This is a genomic window from Herbiconiux flava, assembly GCF_013409865.1.
Lineage (GTDB): Bacteria > Actinomycetota > Actinomycetes > Actinomycetales > Microbacteriaceae > Herbiconiux > Herbiconiux flava.
Genome location: NZ_JACCBM010000001.1, coordinates 1,579,189 through 1,601,187, shown reverse-complemented (window position 1 = coordinate 1,601,187; position 21,999 = coordinate 1,579,189). Strand labels below are relative to the sequence as shown.

The 21,999-nt window shown below is 71.4% G+C and carries 23 protein-coding genes; 10 read left to right on the top strand and 13 right to left on the bottom strand.

Annotation, left to right across the window (positions count from 1 at the left end; genetic code table 11):
- Positions 1 to 71: 71 nt before the first annotated feature.
- From BJ984_RS07735 to BJ984_RS07715, 5 genes are all read right to left on the bottom strand, one after another.
- A complete protein-coding gene (locus BJ984_RS07735; RefSeq protein ID WP_179547513.1) occupies positions 72 to 956 on the bottom strand; it encodes an amidohydrolase family protein in 885 nt (294 codons plus the stop codon).
- A 115-nt stretch (positions 957 to 1,071) separates the two neighbouring features.
- A complete protein-coding gene (locus BJ984_RS07730) occupies positions 1,072 to 2,082 on the bottom strand; it encodes a LacI family DNA-binding transcriptional regulator (RefSeq protein WP_179547512.1) in 1,011 nt (336 codons plus the stop codon).
- Between the two features lie 30 nt (positions 2,083 to 2,112).
- Positions 2,113 to 2,568 (bottom strand): MaoC/PaaZ C-terminal domain-containing protein, encoded by a 456-nt coding sequence (locus BJ984_RS07725; RefSeq protein ID WP_179547511.1) that lies wholly within the window; start codon positions 2,566 to 2,568, stop codon positions 2,113 to 2,115.
- Positions 2,565 to 3,758, bottom strand: coding sequence for an extracellular solute-binding protein (locus BJ984_RS07720; protein ID WP_179547510.1), 1,194 nt, complete (start codon positions 3,756 to 3,758; stop codon positions 2,565 to 2,567). Before BJ984_RS07720 ends, BJ984_RS07725 begins: the two co-directional genes overlap by 4 nt.
- Complete coding sequence (locus BJ984_RS07715) at positions 3,755 to 4,993, bottom strand: CaiB/BaiF CoA transferase family protein (protein WP_179547509.1); 1,239 nt, start codon at positions 4,991 to 4,993, stop codon at positions 3,755 to 3,757. The genes BJ984_RS07720 and BJ984_RS07715 overlap by 4 nt, the downstream gene beginning before the upstream one ends.
- A gap of 137 nt (positions 4,994 to 5,130) precedes the next feature.
- Here BJ984_RS07715 and BJ984_RS07710 point away from each other — a divergent pair, with 137 nt between their 5' ends.
- From BJ984_RS07710 to BJ984_RS07695, 4 genes are read left to right on the top strand one after another with little or no spacing between them, the layout of a single operon-like run.
- A complete protein-coding gene (locus BJ984_RS07710) occupies positions 5,131 to 6,156 on the top strand; it encodes a zinc-dependent alcohol dehydrogenase (protein ID WP_271206446.1) in 1,026 nt (341 codons plus the stop codon).
- Positions 6,153 to 6,941 (top strand): SDR family oxidoreductase, encoded by a 789-nt coding sequence (locus BJ984_RS07705; RefSeq protein WP_218870005.1) that lies wholly within the window; start codon positions 6,153 to 6,155, stop codon positions 6,939 to 6,941. Before BJ984_RS07710 ends, BJ984_RS07705 begins: the two co-directional genes overlap by 4 nt.
- The gene (gene eda / locus BJ984_RS07700; protein WP_179547507.1) at positions 6,938 to 7,573 is read left to right on the top strand and encodes a bifunctional 4-hydroxy-2-oxoglutarate aldolase/2-dehydro-3-deoxy-phosphogluconate aldolase; all 636 of its coding nucleotides are present in this window, start codon (positions 6,938 to 6,940) and stop codon (positions 7,571 to 7,573) included. The genes BJ984_RS07705 and eda overlap by 4 nt, the downstream gene beginning before the upstream one ends.
- Entirely contained in the window at positions 7,570 to 8,541 is a 972-nt protein-coding gene (locus tag BJ984_RS07695) for a sugar kinase (protein WP_218870002.1), read from the top strand. The genes eda and BJ984_RS07695 overlap by 4 nt, the downstream gene beginning before the upstream one ends.
- Before the next feature lie 24 nt (positions 8,542 to 8,565).
- Here BJ984_RS07695 and BJ984_RS07690 read toward each other — a convergent pair whose 3' ends face one another.
- From BJ984_RS07690 to BJ984_RS07660, 7 genes are all read right to left on the bottom strand, one after another.
- Positions 8,566 to 9,354, bottom strand: a complete 789-nt coding sequence (locus tag BJ984_RS07690) for a glucosamine-6-phosphate deaminase (protein WP_179547506.1) — start codon at positions 9,352 to 9,354, stop codon at positions 8,566 to 8,568.
- Entirely contained in the window at positions 9,342 to 10,301 is a 960-nt protein-coding gene (locus BJ984_RS07685; RefSeq protein ID WP_179547505.1) for an ROK family protein, read from the bottom strand. The genes BJ984_RS07690 and BJ984_RS07685 overlap by 13 nt, the downstream gene beginning before the upstream one ends.
- The gene (locus tag BJ984_RS07680; RefSeq protein ID WP_179547504.1) at positions 10,298 to 11,770 is read right to left on the bottom strand and encodes a glycoside hydrolase family 3 protein; all 1,473 of its coding nucleotides are present in this window, start codon (positions 11,768 to 11,770) and stop codon (positions 10,298 to 10,300) included. The genes BJ984_RS07685 and BJ984_RS07680 overlap by 4 nt, the downstream gene beginning before the upstream one ends.
- On the bottom strand, positions 11,767 to 12,618 hold the full coding sequence (locus BJ984_RS07675; protein ID WP_173183412.1) for a carbohydrate ABC transporter permease: 852 nt from the start codon (positions 12,616 to 12,618) through the stop codon (positions 11,767 to 11,769). Before BJ984_RS07675 ends, BJ984_RS07680 begins: the two co-directional genes overlap by 4 nt.
- Positions 12,615 to 13,586, bottom strand: coding sequence for a carbohydrate ABC transporter permease (locus tag BJ984_RS07670; protein ID WP_179547503.1), 972 nt, complete (start codon positions 13,584 to 13,586; stop codon positions 12,615 to 12,617). The genes BJ984_RS07675 and BJ984_RS07670 overlap by 4 nt, the downstream gene beginning before the upstream one ends.
- Positions 13,587 to 13,717: 131 nt before the next feature.
- A complete protein-coding gene (locus tag BJ984_RS07665; RefSeq protein WP_179547502.1) occupies positions 13,718 to 14,995 on the bottom strand; it encodes an extracellular solute-binding protein in 1,278 nt (425 codons plus the stop codon).
- 47 nt (positions 14,996 to 15,042) lie between these two features.
- Positions 15,043 to 16,167: an ROK family transcriptional regulator gene (locus BJ984_RS07660; protein WP_179547501.1), complete on the bottom strand. Its 1,125-nt coding sequence runs from the start codon at positions 16,165 to 16,167 to the stop codon at positions 15,043 to 15,045.
- A gap of 99 nt (positions 16,168 to 16,266) precedes the next feature.
- Between BJ984_RS07660 and BJ984_RS07655 the strand changes: the two genes are divergently transcribed.
- Entirely contained in the window at positions 16,267 to 16,620 is a 354-nt protein-coding gene (locus BJ984_RS07655) for a YrdB family protein (RefSeq protein WP_173183408.1), read from the top strand.
- Positions 16,617 to 17,903, top strand: a complete 1,287-nt coding sequence (locus BJ984_RS07650; RefSeq protein ID WP_179547500.1) for an N-acetylglucosamine-6-phosphate deacetylase — start codon at positions 16,617 to 16,619, stop codon at positions 17,901 to 17,903. The genes BJ984_RS07655 and BJ984_RS07650 overlap by 4 nt, the downstream gene beginning before the upstream one ends.
- 70 nt (positions 17,904 to 17,973) lie before the next feature.
- Here BJ984_RS07650 and BJ984_RS07645 read toward each other — a convergent pair whose 3' ends face one another.
- A complete protein-coding gene (locus tag BJ984_RS07645; RefSeq protein WP_179547499.1) occupies positions 17,974 to 19,191 on the bottom strand; it encodes an NADP-dependent isocitrate dehydrogenase in 1,218 nt (405 codons plus the stop codon).
- A 153-nt stretch (positions 19,192 to 19,344) separates the two neighbouring features.
- Between BJ984_RS07645 and BJ984_RS07640 the strand changes: the two genes are divergently transcribed.
- Genes BJ984_RS07640 through BJ984_RS07625 form a run of 4 tightly spaced genes read left to right on the top strand, consistent with a single transcriptional unit; the run spans position 19,345 to position 21,994 of the window.
- Positions 19,345 to 19,797 carry a GNAT family N-acetyltransferase gene (locus BJ984_RS07640; RefSeq protein ID WP_179547498.1) on the top strand — a complete coding sequence of 151 codons (453 nt, stop codon included), beginning with the start codon at positions 19,345 to 19,347 and terminating at the stop codon, positions 19,795 to 19,797.
- Positions 19,798 to 19,822: 25 nt separating this feature from the next.
- Positions 19,823 to 20,137, top strand: a complete 315-nt coding sequence (locus BJ984_RS07635) for an MGMT family protein (RefSeq protein WP_179547497.1) — start codon at positions 19,823 to 19,825, stop codon at positions 20,135 to 20,137.
- 53 nt (positions 20,138 to 20,190) lie between these two features.
- A complete protein-coding gene (locus BJ984_RS07630; RefSeq protein ID WP_179547496.1) occupies positions 20,191 to 20,571 on the top strand; it encodes a hypothetical protein in 381 nt (126 codons plus the stop codon).
- A 49-nt stretch (positions 20,572 to 20,620) separates the two neighbouring features.
- The gene (locus BJ984_RS07625; protein ID WP_179547495.1) at positions 20,621 to 21,994 is read left to right on the top strand and encodes an HNH endonuclease signature motif containing protein; all 1,374 of its coding nucleotides are present in this window, start codon (positions 20,621 to 20,623) and stop codon (positions 21,992 to 21,994) included.
- Positions 21,995 to 21,999 lie beyond the last annotated feature (5 nt).

The following is a 21,999-nucleotide window of genomic DNA, read 5'->3' as shown; positions in this document are numbered from 1 at the left end:
ACGGGATTCCCCGCTTGGTGCCGCTGTCACGCTATCCCCATCGAGGGCCACTAGTCAAACGTTTGCTCAAATCAATTCGGCGCGTCGTGCGCCAGCCCGATCCTGGCCGGGTCGAGGGCGTAGAAGCGCGCCGCCGTGCGGCCGAGGAGCTGCTCGCGTTCGGCTTCGGACAGCTCGGCGAACAGCGGCTGCAGTCCCTGCCAGACCCGCGTGTAGCCACCGGCGAGCGCCGAGATCGGCCAGTCGCCGCCGTACATCAGCCGCTCGACGCCGAACACCTCGACGGCCCGCTCGAAGGCGGGCCGCACGGTGTCGGTCGTCCACGCACCCTCGTCGCCGGTCGCCGAGTAGAGACCGCTCACCTTGCCGTAGACGGTCGGCACGGCGGCGGCCTCGGCGATCAGCGTCGACCAGGGCTCCCAGGAGTCGAGCCCGATCGGCGGTTTGGCGAGATGGTCGATCACCATCCTCAGGCGCGGGTGGCGCTCGGCGATGATCGGAATCAGCTCCAGATGGCGCGGCAGCACGGCCACCACGTCGAACGGCAGCCCCGCCTCCTCCAGCACGCCGAGGCCCTCGTCGACCTCGGGGCGCAGCAGCCAGTCGGCGTCGGCGCGGTCGTGGATGAGGTTGCGCACCCCCACCATCAGGCTGTCGTCGCGCCAGCCCTCGAGCATCGCGGCCGCCTCCTCGGGCCGGTCCAGCGGCACCCAGCCCACGATGCCGGCGACCTCGGGATGCTCGGCCGCCGACCCCCGCATCACCGCCGTGTCGTCGCTGTTGTCGGCCGACTGCACCTGCACGGTGAAGCCGACGCCCGCCGCCTGGAGTTCGGGCTGCAGCTGCTCGAAGGACATGGCGCCGTCGATCGGCGCGTGCTGCGGACCGAGCCAGCTGTACTCGGCGCGGGCCGGATCCCAGACGTGCTGGTGGGCGTCGATGACGGGAAAGGGCATGCGTGTTCCTCCTCGAACTCCTCCGCGCCGCGGCTGCGGCCCGGATCTGCACAATCGATTGTTCACGACGCGCGGCACCGCGTCGAGTGCCACGCGGCGATCGACGGGACGGCGGTCAGGGCCGCGGCGCGACCGTCGACTCGCGGATGATCAGCTGCGGTGCCGGGTCGGAGACCACGAGCCGCGGCACCGTGCCTCCGTGGATCCGGTCGTAGAGCGCCGCCATCGCCCGCCGGCCGAGCTCGTACCGCGGCATCTTCACGGTGGTCAGCGGCGGCCAGGAGTTGTCGGCCGTCCACGCGTCGTGGATCGCCACCACGGAGATGTCGTGCGGCACGCTCACCCCGCGACTGCGCAGCTCGAGCAGCACACCGAAGGCGGCGTTGATGTTGGCCACGACGATCGCGGTGGGCCGCGCATCCGCGTCGAGCAGTGGGCCGACCGCCGCCCGGCCCACGACGAGCTCGTAGCCGAGGGAGGTGACGAAGTGCTCGTCGACGGGCAGGCGGGCGCTCGCCATCTCGTCGCGGAAGCCCTGCTCCCGGCGCCGGCCGGTGACCGAGGAGGGCAGGCCGCCCACGAAGGCGATGCGCTTGTGCCCCTGCCCGATCAGGTGCCGGGTGGCGATGCGGGTGCCGAGCTCGTCCTCGAGGTCGACGTAGCCGCCGTCGGCGGGGTGGTTGGAGTTGACGTAGACGACCGGCAGGCGGCTGTCGATCTGCTCGCTCAGCTCGGCGGGCTCCATCGCGTCGGCGGCCTGCACCAGGGCACCGTCGATCCGGCCCTCCTTGATCAGGCGGGGCAGCGCGTACTCCTCGAGCTCGCTCTCGGCGCGGGCGAGCAGCACCATGTACTTCTTCTCGTAGCCCTCGTCCTCGACGCCGCGCATGAGCTCGCTGACGATGGCATTGGTGAGGTCGGGCACCACGAGGGCGACCACGTTGGTGCGCGAGAACTTCAGCGCCCGGGCGGCGTAGTTGGGGCGGTAGTCGAGCTCGCGGGCGGCGTCGGTGATGCGCTTGCGGGTCGCGTCGCTGACCCGCGCATCCGCCGCCCCGGTGAGCACGCGCGAGACGGCCGAGACGGAGACCCCGGCCATGGTCGCCACGTCGCTGAGGGTCGCCATGCGCTCAGTCTAGGTTCCGCCGCGCCGCGATCACGCGGAGGGGCGCACCGAGACGAGGTACAGGTGGGTCAGCACGAGCACGGTCTCCTGGCGCTGGTTGGTGACCGTCACGAGCTCGTGCACGTAGCCGAACTGCTCGGGGCGCTTCGCGTGCGGCACCCGGTCGACGATCTCGGCGCTCACGCGGATGGTGTCGCCGATGAACACCGGCTTGATGAAGCGGATGCGGTCGTAGCCGTAGCTCATCGCCTGCGGGTTGATGTCCCCCGCCGTCATGCCCACCGCGACCGAGAGGATGAGCGTGCCGTGGGCGATGCGCTGCCCGGCCGGCTGGGTGGCCATCCACTCGGCGTCCATGTGGTGCGGGAAGAAGTCGCCGGTCTGGCCGGCGTGCAGCACGATGTCGGCCTCGGTGATGGTGCGGCCGGTGGTGTCGCGACGTTCGCCGATCGCGATGTCGTCGTAGTAGCGGTCGACGGTGCTCATGCGGAGGTCTCCTGCTCGGTGGTGCGCGGGGCGGTGCGCGCGGTGCCGGTGTCGGCGATGTCGTCGCCGAGGTGGCGCGCGACGGCGTCGTCGAGGCGGCGGCGCAGCTCGTCGTCGTCGAGCTCGCCGAGAAGGGCCGCGGTGACGTGCTCGGACGCCTCGTTCTGCAGCTCGATGTAGTGCGGGTGCTGGGGTCGCAGGTAGGCGCCCTCGAGGGTGGCGCGCGTGCCCCGGAAGAAGTCGAGGCTGTCGGCGTTCGTGCGTGCGCTCTCCCACGCGACGGCGTTGCCGGGCTGGCCGCCGCCGTCGTAGTAGACACCCTCCTGCACCGCCGCCGAGGCGAGCCAGAAGGCGTGGTCGATGGCTTCGACCGGATGCGCGGTCGAGGCCGACACCGCGATGCCGGCGCCGCCGAGCAGCGAACCCCGCGCCCCGTTCCGCGAGCGGGGGATGTCGGTGTACGTCAGTCGGTGCATCCGGAAACCCGGCCGGCTGTAGTTCGTGTAACCGAACAGCAGCGGCGAATAGGCGTAGCGATCGCCCTCGCTCAGGGCGTCGGCGACCTGGATGGGGTTCCACCCCGCGTTCTCGCGCGGCACGAGTGCGGCGAGGCGGCGGAGCACCGCCATCGCGGAGCCGAGGGTCTCGGCGCGGAGGAAGACGCCGGGCGTGCGCATCGGCTCCTCCCCCAGCCCGGAGGCGACGGTGACGAGGCTCGAGAAGGCGTCGACCGGCTTGTAGGGCCAGAGCACACGGCCCTCCTCGGCGAGCGCGATGACCTCGTCCCAGTCGGTGGGCGCGGCGTCGATGAGGTCGGCGCGGAACGCCGAGACCTGGGCGGCGGCGTCGCTGGCGAGCCCCCACTGGCGTCCGGCGTAGGAGTAGGAGCGGTGGGACGCGCCGACCGACTGCCGGGCGAGCAGCTCGAGCTCGTCGTCGTGGCCGGTTCCGTCGAGCGGGGCGAAGAGGCCCTCGACGGCCGCGATCGGGATGTGCGGGTGGTCGATCACCAGCAGGTCGTAGCGGTCGGTGAGCTTGTCGAGCGGATAGTCGGCGAAGGCCTGGAGGGAGCGGTACTCCCAGACGACCTCGACGTCGGGGGCGACCGCACGGTAGGCCTCGGCGGCTGCGACGACGCTGCCGTGACCGCGGGCGTGCTCCCAGGTCATGCCGCGGAGGGTGACGGTCATGCGGTCGCCTCGTGCGCCGGGGCACGGCCCGCAGCGGGGGCCGCTGTGCCGCTCGCCTCGGCTACCGTGGCACGGCCCGTGTCCGGGAACTCGGCGCGCACCCGCTCGTCGTCCTCGCCGAGCAGCGGGGCGGCCTTGCGGCTGCTGAGGATCTGTCCGTCGACGCGCAGCGGACTGCGGGTCGTGGTCAGCGTGGTGCCGCGCCGCTCCACCTCCTGCGTCATGCGGATGGCGGCGAACCCCTCGCTGTCGAGCAGCTCGTCGAGCGTCAGCACCGGTGCGCACCAGACGTCGGCCGCGTCGAGGATGCCGAGCCAGTGCTCGGTGCTGCCGGTCGCGAAGCGCTCGGCGAGCAGCGCCTCGATGCGCTCCTGCTCGTCCCACGCCTGCTGCGGATCGACCATGCCGGTCAGCTCGGGGAGCTCCAGCAGCTCGCCGAGCTTCGGGATGGGGTTCATCGCCAGCGCGATGTACCCGTCGAGCGTCGGGTAGGTGCCGTAGGGCGCCGCCAGGAAGGCGTGCGCGGAGTGCTCGCCGTGCCGCTTCACCGCGATGGAGTCGTCGTTCAGCCGCACGCTCAGCAGCTCGAACTGCAGGTCGAGCATCGCCTCGAGCAGGCTCGACTCGACCAGGCCGCCCTCCCCCGTTCGGAAGCGCCGCACCAGCAGGGCGGTCGCCCCCTGGGCGATGTGGCAGCTCAGCAGGTGGTCGGCGATCGACAGCCCGACGGGCACGGGCCCGTCGGCGGCCGAGCCGCTCAGCCAGGGCAGCCCCGAGACGGACTGCGCCAGCAGGTCCTGGCCCGGCCGTGTGGCCCACGGGCCCTCCGAGCCGTAGCCCGTGGCGCTGGCGTAGACGATCGAGGGGTTCAGCTCGCGCACCGACTCGTAGTCGAGGCCGATCCGCTCCATCACCCCCGGCCGGAAGTTCTGGATGAGCACGTCGGCCTTCGCCACGAGCTCCTTGACGTAGTCGAGGTCGGCCGGCTTCTTCAGGTCGGCGGTGATCGACTCCTTGTTGCGGTTCATCGCGTGGAAGGACACGGTGTCGCCGTCGGCCGTCCGGCCCGCGAAGGCGAGCGTGCGGCCGATGTCGCCGGACCCCGGCCGCTCGATCTTGATCACCCGGGCGCCGAGGTCGGCGAGCCTCATGGCCGCCACCGGCCCCGCCAGGAACTGGCTGAAATCGAGAACGAGAATGCCGTCGAGCGGCAGTGCTCCTCGTGCAGTGGTCACGTCGTCTCCCTGTCCGCATCCTTGCGGCGAGCCCTTTGCTCAATCGTTTGCTCATGCTACTGTCGCGGGGTGTCGATGCGCAAGGCGCGGCCTCAGGGCCCGCGGCGCACGACCTCCGACGACGGAAGGACGAGTCAGTGCTGACTGCCAGTTACGTGCGAAACCGCACCATCGAGATCGCCGAGGCGGAGACCACTCCCCCGCCGCCGCCCGGCTCCGTGCAGATCGCGGTGTCGCACGTCGGCCTCTGCGGCACCGACCTGCACATCTTCCACGGCTCGATGGATGCGCGGGTCGGCACCCCGCTGGTGTTCGGTCACGAGATGAGCGGCGAGATCGCGGCGCTCGGCGACGGCGTCTCCGGCTGGTCGGTCGGCGACCCCGTGACCGTCATGCCGCTGGACTGGGACGGCACCTGCCCCGCCTGCCTCGCGGGCAACGAGCACATCTGCCAGAACCTCGACTTCATCGGCATCGACTCGCCCGGTGCGCTGCAGCCGCTCTGGAACGTGCCGGCGTCGACACTCGTGGCGCTGCCGGCGGGCATCCGTCTCGACCACGCGGCTCTCGTCGAGCCCGTCGCCGTCGCCGTGCACGACGTGCGCCGCGCCGAGCTGAAGGCCGGCGAGAAGGCGGTCGTGATCGGCGGTGGCCCGATCGGCGTGCTGATCGCCACGGTCGCCCGCTCGATCGGCGCCGAGGTCGCCGTGATCGAGCTCGACGGCGGGCGCCGGGAGCAGGTCGCCGCCCTCGGTTTCACCACCGTCGACCCGCGCGCGGTCGACCAGACCGCCTGGGTCGAGGAGTGGACGGGCGGCGTCGGCGCCGACGTCGTGTTCGAGGTCTCGGGCGCAGCCGCCGCGGTGCTCGGCGCGACCGCGCTGGCGAAGGTGCGGGGAACGCTCGTCGTGGTCGCCATCCACCCGACCCCGCGGGAGATCGACCTGCAGCGGGTGTTCTGGCGCGAGCTGACCATCCGCGGAGCACGCGTCTATCAGCGCACCGACTTCGAGCGGGCGGTCGAGCTGGTGGCCGACGGCACGGTGCCGGCCGAGGTGCTCATCACGAGCCGCGTGCCGCTCGCCGAGACCCAGGCCGCGCTCGAGGAGCTCGAGAGCGGTCGCGCGATGAAGATCCTCGTCGACGTGGCGGGCAAGGCATGAGCGGGCCGGGCCCGAGCGGGCCGGGCCTGAGCGGGCTCTTCTCCCTCGAAGGAACAACCTCCGTGGTCACCGGCGCCAGCCGCGGCATCGGCTTCGCCATGGCGGTGGCCCTCGCCGAGGCCGGTTCCGACGTCATCGGTGTGAGCACGACGCTCCCGGCCTCCGGCAGTGCGGTCGGCGCGGCCGTCGAGGCGACCGGGCGGCGGTTCGAGGGGCTCGCCTGCGACTTCGCCGACCCGTCCGCCGTCGACGCCCTCGGGGCCGCTCTCTCCGAGCGCGACATCGACGTGCTGGTGAACAACGCGGGCACCATCGAGCGGTCACCGGCGGCCGAGCATCCGCTCGACTCCTGGTACCGGGTGCTCGAGATCAACCTGTCGAGCCAGTTCCGGCTGACCCAGGCGGTGGGGCGACGGATGCTCGACCGCGGCCACGGCAAGGTGATCTTCACGGCGTCCCTGCTCAGCTTCCAGGGCGGCATCAACGTGCCGGGCTACACCGCGGCCAAGTCGGGCATCGCGGGCCTGACCAAGGCGCTGTCGAACGAGTGGGCGGCGCGGGGCGTGAACGTGAACGCCATCGCGCCCGGGTACATCGCGACCGACAACACCTCGGCGCTGCGGGCCGACCCCTCGCGCTCGCAGTCGATCCTCGACCGCATCCCGGCCGGGCGCTGGGGCGAGGCCTCCGACCTGGCGGGCGCCACCGTCTTCCTGGCCTCCCGCGCCTCGGACTACGTCGACGGCATCACGCTGCCCGTCGACGGCGGCTGGCTCGGACGATGAGCGGGGCACCGGCCTCGCTCGGCGGGCAGCGGATCGTGCCGGTCGTCGTCATCGACGACGCCGCGCAGGCCGTCGGGCTGGCCGAGGCGCTGCTGGCCGGCGGCATCGGCTGCGCCGAGTTCACCCTGCGCACCCCGGCGGCGCTCGACGCCCTCGCCGCGGCCTCGGCGGTGCCGGGGTTCGTCGCAGGCGTCGGCACGGTGATCACGCCGGCGCAGTTGCACGCGGCGGCCGACGCCGGCGCGCGCTTCGCGGTCGCGCCCGGCTTCGACGAGGAGATCGTGACCCTCGGCGCCGACCGCGGGCTCGACGTCGTGCCGGGCGTCGCCACGCCCACCGACGTCTCCCGAGCGCTGCGCGCCGGCGTCGACCACGTGAAGCTCTACCCGGCGGGCGCGCTCGGCGGCACGGCGTACCTCGACGCGCTGGTGGGGCCGTTCCCCGGGGTGCGCTTCCTGCCGAGCGGTGGGGTGAGTGCGGCCTCGGCCGCGGCGTGGGCCGCGCATCCGTCGGTCTTCGCGATCAGCGGCAGCTGGATGGTGCCCCGCGACGCGATCGCAGCGGGCGACTTCGGCCGCATCGCCGAGCTGTCGCGCGCCGCCGTCGACTCGCTGGGCGGGGTGAAGCGATGACGGGCGGGGACATGACGCGCGGGGTGGTGACGCTCGGGGAGAGCATGGCGCTGATCCGGGGCGACGGGGTCGCCGGGCTCGAGCACCTGGCGACGGCCCGGATCGAGACCGGCGGGGCCGAGGGCAACGTCGCCGTGGGGCTGACACGCCTCGGGGTCGACGCCACCTGGCTCGGGCGGGTCGGCGACGACGCCCTCGGGCGACGGGTCGCGGGCGAGCTGCGGGGCGAGGGCGTGCGGGTCGTGGCGATCGTCGACACGGCGGCGCCCACCGGGCTGATGATCAAGAACACCCCGCACGCCGGGCGGACGGCCGTCACCTACTACCGCGCGGGGAGCGCGGGCAGCCGGTTGACCCCGGCCGACCTCGACCGGATCGACTTCGCTCAGCACGCGCTGCTGCACCTGACGGGCATCACCCCGGCGCTCTCGGCGTCGGCGCGCGAGACCGCCTTCGCGGCGGTCGAGCTCGCCCGCGCGGCGGGCTGCGCCGTGTCCTTCGACGTGAACCTGCGGGCCTCGCTCTGGCCGGCCGAGGATCCGGCGCCGGTGCTGCGCTCGCTCGCCGCCCTCGTCGACATCGTGATCGCCGGCGATGACGAGGCGCGGTTGATCACCGGGTCGCCCGCCGCCCTCGACGACCCGGCGGCGCTGCTCGAGGCCCTCCGCGACCTCGGGCCGCGCGAGGCCGTCGTGAAGCGCGGACCGCTCGGCGCCAGCGCCTCGGCCGGCGGTGAGGTCGTGCACCAGGCCGCCTTCGCGGTGCCGGTCGTGGACACGGTCGGTGCGGGCGACGCCTTCACCGCCGCCTACCTGGCTCGCCGTCTCGCGGGCGCACCCCTGGCCGAGGCGGTGCGCACCGCGGCGATCGCGGGCGCCATCGCCTGCACCCACCCGAGCGACTGGCTCGGCTACGCGCGCCCGTCCGACCTCGCGGCCTTCGACGCCGCCGACCCCGTGCGCCGCTGACCCGCCACGCACGAGGGCCGGCGGCTAGAGGATGACCGGGTCCCAGATGGGCTTCTGCGCGAAGGCCTCACGGTAGTACTCGAGCTCGGTGAGCTCGGCCGCGGCCTCCTCGTCGACCACGACGGTCGCCCGCGGGTGCAGCTGGATGGCCGACGCCGGCACGCTCGCCGTCAGCGGGCCTTCGACCGCGGCCGCCACCGCCCGAGCCTTGCCCCGCCCGAACGCGAGCAGCACCAGCCGCCGCGCCCGCAGGATCGTGCCGAGCCCCTGCGTGATGCTGTGCACCGGCACCTCCTCGACGGTGTCGAAGAAGCGGGCGTTGTCCTCCCGTGTCTGCCGGGTGAGCGTCTTGACCCGGGTCAGCGAGGCGAACGACGAGCCGGGCTCGTTGAAGCCGATGTGGCCGTCGGTGCCGATGCCGAGCAGCTGCAGGTCGACGCCGCCGGCTGCCAGGATGGCGTCCTCGTAGCGCTCCCCCGCGGTCTCGATGCCGAGCGTCCGCCCGTCGGGCACGTGCACGGCCGAGGGCTCCAACCCGAGCGGCCCGGTCACCTGCGCGGCGATCACCGAGTGGTAGCTCTGCGGATGCGTCACGGGAATGCCCACGTACTCGTCCAGCGCGAACCCGCGCACGCCCGAGAGGTCGAGCCCCGCCCGCACACGCTCGGCGAGCGCCCGGTACACCGGCAGCGGTGTGTCCCCGGTGGCGAGCCCCAGCACGGCGTCGGGCCGCTGCAGCACCAGCCGCTCAATGGCCTCGGCCACGAGCGCCCCGGCGGCGCGGCGGCTGCCGACCACGATCACTTCTGCCACGTCGGCACCCTCTCGTCAGCGGTGAGCGCCGGCGCCCCGACCAGGGCGGCCCCGACGGCGGCCGCCGGGAACCCGGCCGGCACGAGCAGCACCCGGCTCTCCAGCCCGAGCGACGCCAGGAACGGCGACTCCTCGGCCCAGGATGTCAGAACCCGCCGCACCTCGTCGAGCAGCCACTCCCCCAGGTTCGACAGCCCGCCGCCGATCATCACGATCTCGACGTCGACGGTCAGCACGAGCACGCGCACGGCGGCGGCCACGTTGTCGACGAGCAGCGAGCGGATGGCCACGGCCTCCGGGTCACCGGCATCCGCAGCGGACATCAGCGACCGCGCCGGGATCGGGTCGGCCGCCCCGGGCGACGACCACTGCCTCGCGATCGCGCTCCCCGACGCCACGGTCTCGAGGCAGCCCCGCTGCCCGCACGGGCAGAGCACCCCGTTCGGGTCGACCGGGATGTGCCCGATCTCACCGGCCGCCCCGCGGGCACCCCGCCAGAGCCGGCCGTCGATCACCAGTCCGGCCGCGAGCCCGGTGCCGAGGTTCAGGTAGGCCATCGAGCGCGCGGTCAGCTGCGGCTGCGCCGTCATCAGGTGATAGGCGCCGAGAGCGGCGGCCTTCACGTCGTTCTCGACCTTCACCGGGCAGCCGAGCCGCTCGCCGAGGAGGTCGCCGAGAGCGAGCTCGTCGAAGCCGAGGTTCACCGCGTGCGACACCGTACCGGCGACGACGTCGACCTGCCCCGGGATGCCCACCCCGATCGAGTCGAAGTCCGACGGCGCCCGCCCGGTCAGCTCGGCGACGCGGGCGATCCCGGCGAGCGCGGTCGCGACCACGGCCTCCGGCCCGAATCCGGTGGCGAGACGGACCCGCTCCACGACGGCTCCGCCGTCGTCGACCGCGACCACGTCGGTCTTGGTGCCCCCGATGTCCAGCCCGAGCCTCACGAGCGCACCCCCCTGTCGGCGAGCACCGAGGCGAGCGCCTCGCCCACGAGCGCCGAGGCACCGTAGGTGGCGAGGCCGGCGTAGCGGGCGTGCGATCCGGGCCAGCCCATGTCGACGGTGACGACCCGCGGATGCCGGTCCCGGAGTGCGTCGATCAGGGCGACGACCTCCGGCCGCCGCTCGTTGTCCTTCCCGATCACGAGCACGTATGCTTCGGCGGGAATGTCCTCGATCTCCTCCCGCCAGGACGCCTCGACGACCTCGTGCACGCCGAGGTGCACACCGGCCGCGGCGAGCGCGGCGAAGGGGCCCCACGGCACGACGCCGATGGCGCTGTTGGCCGCGGTGTCGACCCGCACGACGGTCCAGCCGGGGCCGGTCAGCGCCTCGTCGGCCTCGGGGGTCCAGGCGAACGTGGAGGCGACGGCACGGGCATCCGGCATCGCACCGTCTGAGCCGACCGCTCCCGACGACGGAGTCGCCGCACCCGCCCAGCCCGCCAGAGCGAGGTTCCGCCCGGCCGCCTCCTCGACCCGCCCGGCCGCGAGCAGGCCCGAGTCGATCGCGGCCTGCACCGCGTCGACGATCTCGTCGAGCTGCGGCCCGGTGTTCCTGGTGCCGATGCAGAGCAGGTCGCATCCCGCGGCGAGCGCCGCGACGGCGGCCCCCGGGATGCCGATCGAGGCACTCGCGCCCGCCATGTCGAGCGCATCGGTCACGATCACCCCGTCGAAGCCGAGCTCTCCGCGCAGGATCCCCTCGAGGATCGGCCGCGAGAACGTCGCCGGCGTGCCCGGGTCGAGCTGCGACAGCACGATGTGACTCGTCATCACGGTGCGGGCCCCGTCCGCGACGGCTGCGGCGAAGGGCACGAGCTCCCGCGACCGCAGCACATCGGCGGGCGCGTCCACCGTCGGCAGCGCGAGGTGGGAGTCCTGCGCCGTGTCCCCGTGCCCGGGGAAGTGCTTGAGGCACGCGGCGACTCCCTGGGCCTGCAGTCCCTCGGTCCAGGCGACGGTGTGCCGGGCCGCGAGCGCCGGGTCGGCGCCGAAGCTCCGCACCCCGATCACGGGGTTCAGCGGGTTCGAGTTCACGTCCGCATCCGGCGCGAAGTCGAGGTTGACGCCCGCCTCGGCGAGAGCCCGCCCCACCGCGGCGCCGACCGCACGGGTCGCCGCGAGGTCGTCGAGGCGGCCGAGCACGGCGTTGCCCGGATAGGGCGCCCCGCGATCGTAGAACAGCCGGGTGACGTCGCCGCCCTCCTCGTCGATCGCGATGAGAGCGGCGGGGTTGGCCGCGCGGATAGCGTCCGTCAGGGCCACGAGCTGCGCCGGCGAGACGATGTTCTCGCCGAACAGGCACACGCCCGCGAGACCCTCGCCGAGCATCCGCTCGACCCACTCGGGCAACGTCGTGCCCTCGAACCCGGGCAGCAGGGTGCCCAGGATGCTCGACCGGAGCCCGCTCATCCCTTCACCGCCCCGCTCACGAGCCCCGAGGTCATGCGCCCCTGCACCAGCAGGAAGAACACGATCACCGGGATGGCCATCAGCGTCGACCCCGCCATGATCGCCGCCCAGTTCGTGGTGCCGGTGACCTGCTGGAAGGTGCGCAGCCACACGGGCAGCGTCATCATCTCGGGGCGCGAGTTCACCACGAGCGCGAGCAGGAACTCGTTCCACGCCTGGATGAAGCCGAAGACGCCGGTGGCGACGAGGCCCGGCGCCAGCAGGGGGAAGGTGATCCGCCAGAACGCGCCGGTGCGCGAGCATCCGTCGATCATCGCCGACTCCTCGAGCTCCACCGGCACGCCGTTGACGAAACCGCGCAGGGTCCAGATGGTGAACGGCAGCACCGTCGCGACGTAGACGAGGGTGAGGCCGGCGATGGTGTTGAGCAGGTTCCAGCCGTCGAGCACCCGGTAGGTCGAGACGATCATCGCCTCGGCGGGGATCATCTGGATGATCAGGATGGCGAAGATGAACGCCTTGCGGCTGCGGAAGCGGTAGCGCGTCACCGCGAGCGAGGCGAGGAACGCGAAGACCAGCGCGATCACGACGGTCGAGATGGTGACCATCAGCGAGTTGCCGAGGGCCGGCAGGAAGGGCGCGCGACCCGGGTCGAAGATGACGGTCTCGTAGTTCGCCGTGGTGAGGTGCTGGGGGAAGAAGTTCGGCACGGAGCCGCGGATCTCGTTGTTGGGCTGCAGGGAGGTGTTGACCATCCAGTAGACCGGGAAGACCGAGAAGACGAAGACCACGATCGACGCGGCCCCGAGCAGGATGCTCGTGCTGCGCTTGGTGCGCACGCCGCTCACTGCTCCTCCTCCCTCAGGCTCCGGCGCACGTAGAACACCGAGATCGCCACCATCAGGATGACCATGATCACCGCTATGGCGCCGCCCGTGCCGTAGTCGCCGCCGCCGATGGAGGTCTGGTAGATGTACACGCCGAGGGTCGAGGTCTGCTCCTTGATGCCGCCGATGCCCTGGAGGGCGAAGATCTGCGTGAACACGCGCAGGTCCCAGATGACCTGCAGGATGATCACGACCACGAAGATCGAGCGGAGGTAGGGGAAGACGATCAGGCGGAAGCGCTGCCACGCCCCGGCCCCGTCGAGCTGGGAGGCCTCGAGCACCTCGTCGGGCACCTGCGTGAGCCCGGCGAAGATCGTGAAGGCGACGAAGGGCACAGCGCCCCAGGTGACGATGATGGTCGCGACCACGAAGAAGGAGAACGGGTCGATCAGCCAGGAGTGGTTGGTGAAGTCCTGGCCGCTGACGGCCTCCATGAGGTAGTTGACGACGCCGTACTGGGTGTCGAACATCCAGCCCCAGACGATCGTGGCGGTCAGCGCCGGCATCGCCCAGGCGAGCAGCAGGCCCACCGAGACGAGGGTCTTGAAGAAGCGGTTGACGCGGTTCATCAGCAGGGCGACGGCCGTGCCGAGCACCATCGCCGTCACGACGTTGGCGACGCAGAACAGGATGCTGCGGCCGAGCACCGCCCAGAACTGGGGGTCGCCGAGCACCCGGGCGTAGTTGTCGAAGCCCACGAACGGGGCGTCGGCGCCGAAGACCTGCGCTCGGCCGAACTCCTGGAACGACATCACGAACAGCTGCACGAGCGGCCAGCCGATGACGGCGGCGAGGATGATCAGGGCCGGCACGAGCAGCACGATCGGCGTGAAGCGGGCGCGCTTCCGGCGGGCGGTGCCGGGGTCGGGCGGCAGCTCCTGCACACCCCCGGATTCGTGCTCGCGCACGAGCAGCACGGACGAGGTCATAGACGGTACTCCCACTACGATTGCGGTTGTGCCCCCACCTTCCTAGGGCGATGGGCATCGGGCCGACGGGGGCCGGCGCGGTGTTCGCGCACCGTGCCGGCCACCGTCCGGTTGGGCTGGTCGGAGCCCTTCTAGGAGTTCAGGATCCCGTCGATCTTCTCGTCGAGCGCCTTGGCGAGCTGCTCCACGTCACCGCCCTGGGCGATGCCGACGAAGAAGTCCTGCAGGGCGCCCGAGGCCTCGACGTCGGCCCACTTCGGCGAGGCCGGGGTGAGCTTGGCGTTGGCCGCGGCTTCGGCGATGGCCGTGGCGACCTCGTCGGTGCCGAGGGTCGACGCCAGCGAGATCTTCGCCGGCACGAGGCCGTTCTCACCGAGGATCGACTGGTACTCGTCGCTCAGCATGATCTCGAGCGCGTCCGTGGCGAGCTCGGGGTGGGCCGACTTCGCGGCGACGGCGATGTTCGAGCCGCCGGCGAAGACGTGGGCGGCGCCGCCGTCCTTGCCGGGCAGGGCGTAGACGCCGAGGTTGGCCTCCTGGTCGGGGCAGCCGGGCGCATCCGCGTCGGCCGGGGCGAGGATCGAGCCCTTCACCCAGCTGGGGGCGGAGAGGTTCGCGACGACGCCCTCGCAGAACGGCACCTGCGGGTCGGTCTCGTTGCCGTCCTTCGGGGCGACGCTGGCCTCGGTCATGACCTCCTGCACCTGCTTCAGGCCGGCGATCGACTCGGGGCTCGAGAAGCTCGAGGTCCAGGTGTCGCCGTCCTGGGTGGCGATCTCGCCGCCGTTCTCCCAGATGTAGGGCAGGGCGTTGTACCAGTCCTGGCCCGGGAAGTAGATGCCCGAGACGCCCGGGTTCGCCGCGGCGAGCGCGACGCCGTTCGAGACGTACTCGTCGAGGGTCGTCGGCACGGTGAGGCCGGCGTTCGCGAGCAGGTCCTTCTTGTAGAACACCAGGCGCGCACCCGAGTAGTAGGGAGCGGCGTAGAGCTTGCCGTCGTAGCTGCCCGCCTCGACGAAGCCGGGGAGCAGGTCGTCGCCGCCGAGCTCCTCCTGCACGTCGGACAGGTCGAGGAACGCCCCCGCCGAGGTGAAGGCGGCCGCCTGCGTGTTGCCGACCTCCACGACGTCGGGGCTGTCGGAACCGGAGAGGTTCGTCGTCAGCTTGTCGACGAGACCGGTCCAGGCCTGCTCCTCGATGGTGAGGGTGGAGCCCGGGTGGTCCTTCTCGAAGGTGCTGACCAGGTAGTCGCGGGCCTCCTGCGGGGTGTCGGTGCCGTTCAGCCAGACGCGGATGTCGGCGGTGCCGTCGCCTCCCGCACTGTCGTCCGACGAGCCTCCGGCGCAGCCGGCGAGCGCGAGTGCCGCCGTGACGCCGAGGGCGGTGACGGCGAGTGTCGTCTTCCTCATGGTGTTCTGCCTTTCCTAGGGCGATGGGATGGGGTTGCTGTTGTACTTCAGGAGACGCCGAGCTGGCCCGAGAGCACCATCACGGCCGCCCCGCGCAGGACGATGTCCGGCCCGAGGGTGGTCATGCGCAGCGTCAGAGAGCCGTGGAACTCGGCCATCGTGCGGCTGCGCAGGGTCTCGACGGTGGCCGCCATCAGCGGTCCGTCGAGCAGTTCGGTGGGCCCGCTCAGGATGACCTCGCTGAGGTCGAGCGCTCCCACCACCGGCGCGAGGGCGATGCCGAGCCGCTGGCCCGCCTCCTGGAGCACGGCCGTTCGCGCGGTACCCTGCTCCCCCTCCAACCGGTCGATCAGGTTCGGGATGCTCAGCCACGTCTCGAGGCAGCCGCGCTTCCCGCAGGCGCAGACCGCGCCCCCGTCCGTGCCCACCACGACGTGGCCGATCTCTCCCGCGGCGAACCGGCTGCCGAACAGCGGGGTGCCGCCGAGCAGGAGGCCGGCGCCGACGCCGTGGCCGATCGTGATGAGCATCGCGTCGCTGTCGGCGCCGCCGAAGCTGTGCTCGGCGAGCACCGCCGCGTTGGCGTCGTTGGCGACGAGCACCGGCAGCCCGAAGCGGTCGGCCAGGATGCTCTGCAGCGGCATCCCGTTCCAGCCGAGGTTCGGTGCGCTGAGCACCACGCCGCCGAGGTCGACGACGCCGGGCGAGCCCACGCCGATGCCGAGCACCGGAGCTGTGGCCTGCTCGATCAGCCGCTCGGCCAAGGCCACGACCTTGGCGACCGCCTCGTCGCCGGTGCTGCCGTCGAGCGCGACCTCGGCCCGGGCGCTGATGGCCCCGTCGAGGTCGAGCAGCGCGCCGGTGAACACCGAGTGCTCGGAGAGGTCGAGCCCGACGATCACGAACGCCGAGCGGTCGAGGTCGAGCAGCGTCGCGGGCTTGCCGGGGCGGGTCTCCTCGCGCTGGCCGAGCTCGACGACGAGTCCGTCGGAGATCAGCTCGGCGACGAGGGCGCTGACGGTGACCCGGGTGAGCCCGGTCTCGCGGGCGATGTCGGCGCGGCTGCGGCCTCCCTCGCGGTAGAGGGTCTGGAGCACGAGGGAGCGGTTGTGCCCCCGGGCGTCGACCGGAAGCACTTTGGAGGAGGGCCTCAAGGGCCGCAGTGCCGTCATGTTTGTTAGTAAAGCTTACGAACTTATCCCGATCAAGACTTTTCCCGGATTCGTTCGCGATCTTTACAAACCCGAAACACGGGCGTCTAGCATTGCTGTGTGTCCGATGTCCCCGCCCAGCCCCGTATCCGCGTGAACGACGTCGTCCGCCTGCTCGTCGAGCTGTTCGCCTTCTTCACCTTCGGCTTCTGGGGCTTCGTGGCCTGGCCCTTCCCCTGGAACCTGGGGCTCGGCATCGCCACTCCCCTCTTCGCGATCCTGATCTGGGCGTTCTTCCTCTCCCCCAAGGCCGTCATCCATATCGACGCCTTCGGACGTGCGCTGGTCGAGATCGTGCTGCTGGGCTCGGCGGCCCTGGCCTGGCTGATGCTCGGGCAGCCTCTCGTGGCGCTCGTCTTCGGACTCGTGGCGGTGGCCAGCGGAGTCGTGGCCGGACGGCGGAACCTGCAATGACCGTGCTCGTCCACGGCGCCCGCAAGCTCGACGCCGACGGCATCGTGGACGACTTCTGGCTGCTCACCTCCGGCTCCACCATCGCCGCGACGGGCACGAGCGACTCGTGGCGGGCGACCGGGGTGATGCCGCCCGACGCCGATGTCGTCGACGCCCGCGGCGCGTGGTTGACCCCCGGTTTCATCGACCTGCACGCGCACGGCGGCGGCGGATTCTCCTTCGACGACGGAGCCGACGCCATCCGCTCGGCCCTCGCGGTGCACCGCGCCCACGGCACCACCCGCTCGGTGATCTCGCTCGTCGCCAACCCGCCGCACGTGCTCGCGGCCTCCCTCGACGCCATCGCCCGGATCGCCGCCGGCGACCCGCTCGTGCTCGGCTCGCACCTCGAAGGGCCGTTCCTCGCGCCGTCCCGCAAGGGCGCACACAATCCCGACTTCCTCGGCGTGCCCACGCACCACGTGCTGAAGCAGCTGCTCGAAGCGTCCGAGGGCCGGCTCGTGCAGATCACCCTCGCACCCGAGCTCCCCGGCGCCCTCGAGGCGATCGGCACCTTCGCGTCGTCCGGCACGGTCGTCGCCATCGGGCACACGGATGCGGGCTACGACCTCACCCGCGAGGCCGTCGACCGCGGCGCCACCCTGCTCACCCACGCCTTCAACGCCATGCCGGGCATCCACCACCGCGACCCCGGACCGGTCGCCGCCGCCCTCGACGACCCCCGCGTCACCCTCGAGCTGATCGCCGACGGCGTGCACGTGCACCCCGCCGTGCTCGCGCTCGCCTTCGCGGCGGCCCCGGGGCGCATCGCCCTCGTCACCGACGCCATGGCGGCGGCCGGGGCCCCCGACGGCGCGTACCTCCTCGGCACCCTCCCGGTCACGGTCCGCGACGGAGTCGCGACCCTCACCCCGGGCGTCGCTCCGGCAGCCGCGGCCGCTGCAGCCGGCCCCGCCCCGGGCGCCGTCGCCGACCCCGCCATCACCCCGGGCGGCGCCGCCGCCGCGGCCGGCACCTCCGCGGAGGGTGCGGGCCGAGCATCCGTCGCCCCCACCATCGCGGGCTCGACCCTCACCCAGGACGCCGCCCTGCGCACCGCCGTCGCCGCCGGCGTCGACCCCATCGCCGCCGTCACCGCACTCACCGCCACCCCCGCCCGCGTGCTCGGCCGCCCCGACCTCGGCCGCCTCGCGCCGGCCCACGCGGCCGACCTCGTCCTCCTCACCCCGACCTTCGAGGTCACCCACGTCTGGGCTGCCGGCCGCCCCGTCGCCGTCACCTGAGCCGGCGCCGCCCCGGAACGAGAACGGCCCCCACCCCGGAGGGTGAGGGCCGTCGCACGAGGCGCGGAGGCTAGGCCGCCATGCGCTCCTGCAGGTTCGCGTCGAGCGTCGCGAGGAACTCCTCGGTCGTCTGGTACGGCTGGTCGGGCCCGACGAGCAGCGCCAGGTCCTTCGTCATCTTGCCCGACTCGACCGTCTTGATCACGACGTCTTCGAGGGCCAGCGAGAAGTCGATCAGCTCCTGGTTGCCGTCGAGCTTGCCGCGGTGGGCGAGCCCACGGGTCCAGGCGAAGATCGAGGCGATCGGGTTGGTCGAGGTCGGCTTGCCGGCCTGGTGCTGGCGGTAGTGCCGCGTGACCGTGCCGTGCGCCGCCTCGGCCTCGACGACCTTGCCGTCGGGCGTGGCGAGAACCGAGGTCATGAGGCCCAGCGAGCCGAAGCCCTGCGCCACGGTGTCGCTCTGCACGTCGCCGTCGTAGTTCTTGCAGGCCCAGACGTAGCCGCCCTCCCACTTCATGGCCGAAGCGACCATGTCGTCGATGAGGCGGTGCTCGTAGGTGAGGCCGGCGGCCTCGAACTGCTCCTTGAACTCCGTGTCGAAGATCTCCTGGAAGATGTCCTTGAAGCGACCGTCGTAGGCCTTCAGGATGGTGTTCTTCGTCGAGAGGTAGACCGGGTAGTTGCGGGTCAGACCGTAGTTCAGCGAGGCGCGCGCGAAGTCGCGGATCGAGGCGTCCTGGTTGTACTGCACCTGCGCGATGCCGTCGTCGGGGGCGTCGTAGACGTCGAACTTCATCGGCTCGGAACCGTCGTCGGGGGTGAACTCGACCGTGAGCTTGCCCTTGCCCTTGAAGACGAAGTCGGTGGCGCGGTACTGGTCGCCGAAGGCGTGACGGCCGATGATGATCGGCTTGTTCCAGCCCGGCACCAGGCGCGGGATGTTCGAGATGATGATCGGCTCGCGGAAGATGACGCCGCCGAGGATGTTGCGGATCGTGCCGTTGGGCGACTTCCACATCTTCTTCAGGCCGAACTCCTCGACGCGTGCCTCGTCGGGGGTGATGGTGGCGCACTTGACGCCGACACCGTGCTTCTGGATGGCATGCGCCGCGTCGATCGTCACCTGGTCGTCGGTGGCGTCGCGGTGCTCGATGCCGAGGTCGTAGTACTCGAGGTTCACGTCGAGGTACGGGTGGATCAGCGTGTCTTTGATGGCCTGCCAGATGATGCGGGTCATCTCGTCGCCGTCGAGTTCGACGACCGTGCCTTCAACCTTGATCTTGGACAATTCAGCTCCTCATCAGCCGCCGGAAATGGGCCGCTCACCAGTTTACGCGATCCTCCAGATATCTCGACGTCGAGATAGTTCCGGATGCTCGCGCGGCACGGTCACGCCCCGCACCGCTGGCGCCCCGAGCCCGCCACCCGATACCCTGATCGCATGAGTGAACTGAGGCTCGAGGAGCTTGCGGCATCCAACATCGTCGCGGCGAACACCCTGTCGCTCAAGCCGGGGCAGGAGCAGTTCGTCGCCCCGGTGTCGCACTCCATCGCCGAGGCGTACGTGAACCCGGCCACCGCGTGGCCGCGCGTGGTGCTCGAAGACGACGAGGTCGTCGGCTTCATCATGGGCAACTTCGACCCCGACGCGCAGGAGGACGAGTTCAAGGCCTGCATCTGGCGCATCAACGTCGCCGCCGACGCCCAAGGGCACGGCGTGGGCCGCTTCGCCGTGCTGGCGGTCGCCGACGAGGCGCGCCGCCGCGGGCTCGAGCGCATCACGGTCATCTACGAGCCCGGCGAGGCCGGCCCCGCCGCGTTCTTCGAGAAGATCGGCTTCACGCCCTACGGCGAGACCCCCTACGGCGAGACCGTCGCCGCCCTCGAGCTCTGACGTCCGCCGAGCCGAGTCCCGCACGGTGGCCTTCGCCGACGACGTCCTCGAGGTCGTCGACTCCATCCCGCCTGGGCACGTGCTGAGCTACGGTGACGTCGCCGCTCTGCTCGGTTCGCGTGCGGCGAGGGCGGTCGGCACCACGCTCCGGATGTCCGGCGGCAGTCACCCGTGGTGGCGAGTGGTGCGTTCCGGCGGTCTCCCACCCGTCGGCCACGAGCAACGCGCCCGCGAGCACTACGAGGAGGAGGGCACCCCCCTCCGGGTGATCTCGCGGGAACCGGGCTACGCCGTCGAGTACGCTGTAGCACGGTGGCGGCCGTCGCACCCGGCCGCCTGACTCGGAAGGACCTCCCACAGCAGATGAAAAGACGCGCTCTCCTCGCTGCGGTCATGGCCACGGGCCTCGCAGCGGCGCTGTCGGGCTGCACGCTCGCCAATGCGATCACTCCGCCGATCGAATCCCAGCTCTACCCGACGATCACCGAGGCCCGGGGCTCCGACGCCACCATCGAGATCCCGAGCTGGGTTCCGGATGACGCGACGCTCATCCGCATCAAGGAGAACTCCGAGACCGGCGCCAAGATCATGCAGTTCGGCGACCCGGCCCCCGAGCCCATCGGCGGCCCCTGCGACGCGTCGATCATCGACAACGCACCTCCGATGCAGGACACCTGGTGGCCCCAGAACCTCCCGGTCAACGAGGCCACCTGCCAGGACGGCTGGCACATCGTCTTCATGTACGGCTCTCAGTACTTCGCCTGGACTCCGTAAACCTGCACTAAAACGAGATTTCATCAGCTGTTTCTGATAGAATCTCAGTATGCTCCCAGCCGCTCGCCTCACCGAGATCGTCGCCGATCTCTGCGGCGAGCGCGGTGGCGATCATGCCTCGCACGAGGCCGGCATGACCGATGACGAACTGCTCGAAGTCGTCGCCGTCGGCGAAGCTGTGGTGCGCGCGATGCTGGCACAGCAGGTGCGCCTCGCCGGAGAGATCAGCGTGCGGTCTCGCACCGAGCTCGGCGATGAGGGCCTGAGCCGGTCGCAGAACTTCACCAGCCCCGTGAAGCTGCTCTCACACGTCACGGGTGCGTCGGCGCGAGAGTGCAAGTCACGCCTCGACCTCGGCCGCACGCTCCGGGGCGCCGTGTTGCTGGGCGGCGGCGAGGGGCAGGCACCGTTCCCGGTGATCGCCCGCGTGCTCGATGAGGGCGTGCTCGGAGTCGAAGCGGCGTCGGTCATCGTGAAGCAGTGCCGTGTGCTCGCCGACCGTGGATGCTCCCCCGACGTCGTGAGCCTCGCCGAGGAGACACTCGTCGACCAGACCCTCTCGTGCCGGCTGACCGCGGATGAGACGTTCCGTGCTGCGATCCATCTGCGCGAAGTGCTCGACCCTGATGGGGCGGAACCCCGTGACGAGGTCCTGCAGATGCAGCGATCACTGACGATCGCGCAATCGTCGGATGGGATGTACCGGGGGAAGTTCGCGCTCACGCCCGAGCAGGGTGGAGTGTGGTTTGCGAGCATCCAAGCGATGCAAAGCCCGCGAGCGACCGGGCCGCGGTTCGTCGAGGGAGACGAATACGCGACCGCCGATGGACGCACGCAGGCGCAGAAGAACGCCGACACCGTCACCGAGCTGATCGCCCGCGCCGCCGGGGCGGACGACATGCCCCGCATCAACGGGGCCATCGCCACCGTCAACGTGCACATGACCCTGGACGATCTTGAAAAGGGCCGGGGAGTCGGATGGATTGACGGCATCGACCAGCCCGTCCCCGCCTCGACCGTGGAGCAGCTGCGATGCTCATCCCCCGTCGCGGCGACGCTGTTCGGTGAGAAGGGCGAGGTGCTCTATCACGGCAAGGCAAAGCGCCTCTTCACCGCGGCGCAGAACCGGGCACTAGCCGCCCGCGACGGCGGCTGCGTGTGGCCCAGCTGCGACCGGCCGCCCTCATACTGCGAGACACATCACGCGAACGAATGGGTTTCAGACGATCATCCGCCCGGAAGAACCGATATCGACAACGGCGTTCTGCTCTGCCACTTCCACCATTCCCACCTGCACAAATCACCGTGGAAACTGACAATGCACGACGGGGTGCCCCACCTCATCCCACCCAGATGGATCGACACGGAGCAGACACCGATCCCGACCACCCGGCGTCGCACCATCCAGCGACCCGCCGCTTAGCCAGC

Bases quoted from the DNA above. Each gene is read 5' to 3' on its own strand.
- BJ984_RS07735 (WP_179547513.1), bottom strand. From the start codon at position 956: ATGCCCTTTCCCGTCATCGACGCCCACCAGCACGTCTGGGATCCGGCC.
- BJ984_RS07730 (WP_179547512.1), bottom strand. From the start codon at position 2,082: ATGGCGACCCTCAGCGACGTGGCGACCATGGCCGGGGTCTCCGTCTCG.
- BJ984_RS07725 (WP_179547511.1), bottom strand. From the start codon at position 2,568: ATGAGCACCGTCGACCGCTACTACGACGACATCGCGATCGGCGAACGT.
- BJ984_RS07720 (WP_179547510.1), bottom strand. From the start codon at position 3,758: ATGACCGTCACCCTCCGCGGCATGACCTGGGAGCACGCCCGCGGTCAC.
- BJ984_RS07705 (WP_218870005.1), top strand. From the start codon at position 6,153: ATGAGCGGGCCGGGCCCGAGCGGGCCGGGCCTGAGCGGGCTCTTCTCC.
- eda (WP_179547507.1), top strand. From the start codon at position 6,938: ATGAGCGGGGCACCGGCCTCGCTCGGCGGGCAGCGGATCGTGCCGGTC.
- BJ984_RS07695 (WP_218870002.1), top strand. From the start codon at position 7,570: ATGACGGGCGGGGACATGACGCGCGGGGTGGTGACGCTCGGGGAGAGC.
- BJ984_RS07680 (WP_179547504.1), bottom strand. From the start codon at position 11,770: ATGAGCGGGCTCCGGTCGAGCATCCTGGGCACCCTGCTGCCCGGGTTC.
- BJ984_RS07670 (WP_179547503.1), bottom strand. From the start codon at position 13,586: ATGACCTCGTCCGTGCTGCTCGTGCGCGAGCACGAATCCGGGGGTGTG.
- BJ984_RS07665 (WP_179547502.1), bottom strand. From the start codon at position 14,995: ATGAGGAAGACGACACTCGCCGTCACCGCCCTCGGCGTCACGGCGGCA.
- BJ984_RS07660 (WP_179547501.1), bottom strand. From the start codon at position 16,167: ATGACGGCACTGCGGCCCTTGAGGCCCTCCTCCAAAGTGCTTCCGGTC.
- BJ984_RS07650 (WP_179547500.1), top strand. From the start codon at position 16,617: ATGACCGTGCTCGTCCACGGCGCCCGCAAGCTCGACGCCGACGGCATC.
- BJ984_RS07640 (WP_179547498.1), top strand. From the start codon at position 19,345: ATGAGTGAACTGAGGCTCGAGGAGCTTGCGGCATCCAACATCGTCGCG.
- BJ984_RS07630 (WP_179547496.1), top strand. From the start codon at position 20,191: ATGGCCACGGGCCTCGCAGCGGCGCTGTCGGGCTGCACGCTCGCCAAT.
- BJ984_RS07625 (WP_179547495.1), top strand. From the start codon at position 20,621: ATGCTCCCAGCCGCTCGCCTCACCGAGATCGTCGCCGATCTCTGCGGC.